At 43.4% G+C, this 4944-nt stretch carries 4 protein-coding genes and 1 pseudogene; 3 read left to right on the plus strand and 2 right to left on the minus strand.

From position 1 onward, the window contains the following. The 3 genes from VN429_RS07015 to VN429_RS07025 all read left to right on the plus strand — a co-directional run. On the plus strand, positions 1-349 hold a 349-nt coding region (locus tag VN429_RS07015; protein ID WP_325631379.1), incomplete at its 5' end, for an ATP-binding cassette domain-containing protein. 58 nt (positions 350-407) lie between these two features. After that, positions 408-1586: a proteasome-activating nucleotidase gene (locus VN429_RS07020; protein WP_325631381.1), complete on the plus strand. Its 1179-nt coding sequence runs from the start codon at positions 408-410 to the stop codon at positions 1584-1586. A gap of 15 nt (positions 1587-1601) precedes the next feature. Next, positions 1602-2093 carry a hypothetical protein gene (locus VN429_RS07025; RefSeq protein ID WP_325631383.1) on the plus strand — a complete coding sequence of 164 codons (492 nt, stop codon included), beginning with the start codon at positions 1602-1604 and terminating at the stop codon, positions 2091-2093. Positions 2094-2126: 33 nt separating this feature from the next. Here VN429_RS07025 and VN429_RS07030 read toward each other — a convergent pair whose 3' ends face one another. After that, the gene (locus tag VN429_RS07030) at positions 2127-3371 is read right to left on the minus strand and encodes a BaiN/RdsA family NAD(P)/FAD-dependent oxidoreductase (protein ID WP_325631385.1); all 1245 of its coding nucleotides are present in this window, start codon (positions 3369-3371) and stop codon (positions 2127-2129) included. Positions 3372-3509: 138 nt separating this feature from the next. After that, positions 3510-4944: pseudogene (locus VN429_RS07035) on the minus strand (hypothetical protein); the annotation flags it as partial.

Below are 4944 nucleotides of genomic sequence, written 5' to 3' on the forward strand. Positions count from 1 at the left end.
TCTTTCATCTGGTGAAGCAAGACGACTAATAATTGGACGGGCCCTTGTTCATCAGCCACAGGTGCTTATTCTTGATGAGCCGACTAGCAGTCTCGACCTCCAGGCTCTCCATACTCTACGCAAATACCTTCGCGATATTGCCATAAGTGGTGTAACAATCATACTGGTCACTCATCAAATCCATGATATTATCCCTGAAATCAACCGGGTAATTATGATGAAAAGTGGGAATTTATTCTCAGATGGCAGTAAGGAGGCCCTCATAACCAGTACAACTATCAGTGAACTTTTTGATATACCGATTACCGTTAAGGAAGAAAACGGGTATTATTACGCCTCTGGATACTAATGTCAAAATTATCCCTAAAGAGAACTATTAAACCATATCCTCGCCACTTATGAGTATTATGGATTATCCCGACTCTTCCCTGCCACGGGACAACGTGATACGGGATCAGTCCCTGGCCTACCAAATACGGTTACAGGAACTCGAGGCCCAAAACCTCGAACTCTCTATCCGCACAGAGGAATTATTCAAAGAGAATGTTGTTCTGAAGCGTGAGAACAGTCAGCTGAAACGAATGCCACTGTTTGTAGCAGTGGTGGTAGATATCTTTCCATCAGGTGAGATCTACCTCCGCCAGATGGGCAATAATCAGGAATATATCACAACCGTCTCTGAAGAACTTCAGCCAGACATCAAACCCGGATGCAAGGTAGCGGTCAATAACGCACTCTCCATAGTTAAAGTCCTCGAGGAGACATATGATTCAAGGGTCAGGGTGATGGAACTTGAAGAATCACCAGACGTAACATTCGAACTAGTGGGAGGATTGAGCTCTGAGATTGAAGAGGTCCGGGAAGCAGTTGAATACCCTCTGACCAAACCTGAAGTTTTTGAGCGTATCGGTGTTGAACCACCAAAGGGTATCCTTCTATTTGGGCCCCCTGGAACTGGAAAAACACTCGTTGCAAAGGCTGTAGCACATAATGCAAAGGCAACATTCATAAGGATGTCAGGGAGCGAACTGGTCCACAAATTCATCGGAGAAGGGGCACAGATGGTTCGGGAACTGTTCACATTAGCCCGTGACCGTGCCCCATCGATTGTCTTTATCGATGAAATTGATGCTATCGGAACAACGAGGACTAACGATGGAACTTCAGGAAGTGCAGAAGTACAGCGGACCCTAATGCAACTGCTTGCAGAGATGGATGGTTTTGATAATCGTGGTGATGTCAGAATAATGGCTGCAACAAACAGGGTTGATATGCTGGATGCTGCTCTATTAAGACCAGGCAGATTTGACAGAATTATTCAGGTCCCACTTCCAGATGAAAAAGCCAGACTTGAAATTCTCAAGATTCATACCCGCAGGATGACATTAGACGAGAGCGTTGATCTGAATACTTTCGCTAATGAAACAGAAAAATTCACTGGTGCCCAGTTACAGGCCATTTGCCGGGAAGCAGGGATGTTAGCTGTCCGTAGAGATGCTTGGGCGATCACCAGCGATGATATCCATGAAGCAGTAATAAAAGTCAGGCGTGACGAACCCCGTTCAGACTCAAGGATGTACATCTGAACCTTCTTTTTTCCAATGAATCTTCTCCTAATCAGTAGACCCGGAATTCCACTCCTTCGATCTCTCAGGGAGTCTGAAACTGCATGGGATGCTATCAGATTTTACGGACCGGTTAGTCTATCTATTGGTGTGTATATCCCAGTATCTACCCTTGCAGGAGCCATTTCACTGGCCTCAGACCTCAAGTATTTTCTCAAAAAATATACCACAGATCATCTGTTCCAGATTAAACCCGGGGTCTATTACACCGCAGCTCTGACAAGGAGCAGGTACCTGACACGGAGTGATGATATGTCAGAAGACTGGCCATTCAAGTTGGTTTACTGGGTCGAAAACCTCGGCCGGGTGATCCGAGTGAAAAAAGAGGACTGGAACAGTGAAGAGATATTATATCTGACTTCAGAAACCGGGGAAAATAGGGCCAATCCGATATGTGATAATGCAGAACTTCCGGGAGGATACCTTCTCGAAGTCTGGTGTACAAAGCCAGAATTTGAGATCGTTTAAATTAGATCAAACGACAAAAATCCTTAACAAACTTTAATTTTTTACATCTTCAGAAAGAACCCGTAATCGCTGTGCAGCTAATTTTGCTGTTGAAAAAGCAGCCTGAAGATTATATCCTCCAGTATCACCATCAATGTCAAGAACCTCTCCAACAAAGAAGAGGCCAGAAACGATACGCGATTCCATGGTCTTTGGATTAATTTCTGACAGACTCACTCCCCCCCAGGTAGCCATGGCCTCTTCAGGACCGCCGAGCTTGCTAACCTCAAAAGGACAAGCGGTAATTAAATCCACAATAACTATTCGATCCTTTTTAGTTAAGTGAGGACCGGTGAGATCTGGATCAACATTCGCAAGTTCGAGTAGCCTCCTGACAACTCTTTCAGGGAGGTCAAATCCACCTAGAACTGTCCGTAGCTGTTTACTACCTGATTCTGATATCCTTTTAATTAAAACCTCGTTCATCTCCCTGGTATCAATCCCTGGAGTTAAAGAAATTTTCAGGGTATCTCCCGGTCTGATATATCTGGAAAAATCAAGAATGCCAGGTCCTGAAAGACCTGAATGAGTAAAAAGGATATCGCCAGTGTGTGTTTTTATCTTTTTCCCATCTCTGAAAAGAGTTATAGTCAGGTCAGCAAAAGAGATCCCAGAAAGATCGGAAAACCGGTAATCTTTTACCTGTATTCCAGTAAGTGCCGATCCAGTATCAGACACTGTATGTCCAAAACGAGATGCAAACTTAAAACCATCACCGGTAGATCCCGTCGCTGGATATGTTTCCCCCCCAGTGGCAATCACCAGGTAATTTGAGGTATTCATATCCTCACTAGTTGTTACCTGAAACCTGCCATTAATGTACGCGACATCAGTTACAGGGTTTGAGTTTTTAATTTTAACTCTGGATCTCTGGCATTCATGTATAAGAAGATCAAGGATATCAGATGCTTTGCGGGATACTGGGAACACCTTTCCACCAGGTTCAATCTCCAATGGAACCCCTCTTTCATTGAAAAATTTGATAAGATCCTGGTTTCCAAAATTCATAAGAGAGGATTTGAGAAAAGATCCATTATCACCATAGCGCAATAAGAATTGCCGAATTTCACCATCATGGGTGATATTGCATTGACCAGAACCACTTATCAGGAGTTTATTTCCGCATGAACGCTTCTTTTCAAGTACTAAAACGTCTATATTCTCACTCGCGGCCTGTAATGCGCAAAAAAGTCCTGCAGGCCCTCCTCCGACGATAATCAGCGAAATATCCCCAGACATGAAATTGGTACTTCTCTCACCTGAAACTGTTTATCCATTTGTATTGATGATTTTTCTCTAGATTGTTATTGACTCCTCTCATCCTTTTCCAAGGGAGTCATTTTTACTGACTAGGAATTATAAATCCGGATATTGATTTCATCTCTTCTGAATATCTCTGAAAGCATGAGTCAGATCTGCAAAATCAACCCTGCCATTATTGTTATAATCAAACCGTGAAGAGATATTACTCTTGGAAAGCCAGTCAAAGTTTCTAAAGAGGAGGACCAAATCCTGCATATCGAGCTTTCCATTCCCGTTGAGATCCTCAAATTTTCCATCATTATCAGGGTCTGTCATCTTCTGAAGGATTGAAGCATCAAACTCCACCGGGGATGTGATATCAGCTCTGTAATGCACAATTACTGGTGCTGTTCCGTTATTTTCACTACCAATATCCATATGACCAACAGATTCAATCTCGGCCGAGTCCACACCCATCACTTGAGATGATGCACTCACAGATTGATATGAGACAGTTGTTCCATTACCAGTTGCAGTACTTCCACCAAATGCGCAACTTGGATCAGTGGATGTATTAACTCCATCTCTCACCTGTTTCACAGCAACCACCCTTTCTTCAGTCTGCATTGAGGTAGAACCATTAGCATGATAACTTACCAGTCGCTGTGAATCGGTTGTTTTATCTGCGGTAAGAGCTCGGGTCTCCTCGAAATTTCCTCCGTTGGTAAGAAGAGTCGAAGCATACACTGCTGTTCCAGTCCATTCAGTCTGACCTGTTATGTTTCTGCTGTTATACGTGTGCTCGGCAATTGTCCGCGAATTCACCATACCAGAACCACCGGTTTGTTCCTGAATAGTAGCGCTGGTTCCTCCATGATAAACACGATTGAACAGATCAAAGAGCCCTGAAACTTTTGACCTATCGGAAGCCATATTCATCTCACTTGCAGTTCCTGAGCCATAATTAAACGAAGTCGCAACTATGGCAGGGCTAGAATAATTTCCGATAGAGCTGGATGTATTTGCACTAACTGAATACTGGAGATCTTCTGATGAAATGCGGGTTCTTGATGTCAGTTGTAAGGTGTTCGCAGTAATTACATCAAGTGAAGCTGATGCAGAGAACGATCTGGTAGAACTCGAACTTTCTGAATCTCCGGATGCCAGGGTACACAGTGGTGATGAATTGTCACTCAAACCACGGGTTGTAGTAGTCATCATATGCTCACTGGCTGAGAGATGACTGCCTGTTGTTCCTGCATCATAACTGAGTACTTTCTGAGCATCTATCGACCCATTTTCATATCTCTTACCTCCACTAGAGGCAATTTTAGAGAGAGTAAGAGCTCCACCATTTGTCATTGTTGAGTCACGAAAAAGCTGCGATGATCCATTCACATATGGGTTCCCATATCCCTGTGTGATAGTTGAACTATCATGTGCCATCCCGACTGTATCTATGAGTGTAGTCACAGTTACTTCAGAAACAACAGGTGATACACAAAAAAGAAATCCACTTGCCAGTATTATGAATAAAAACAGTATTGCCCGAGATATCAAAGGGCGAAGC

Origin of the sequence: Methanospirillum sp. (genome assembly GCF_035560735.1) — an archaeon.
Lineage (GTDB): Archaea > Halobacteriota > Methanomicrobia > Methanomicrobiales > Methanospirillaceae > Methanospirillum.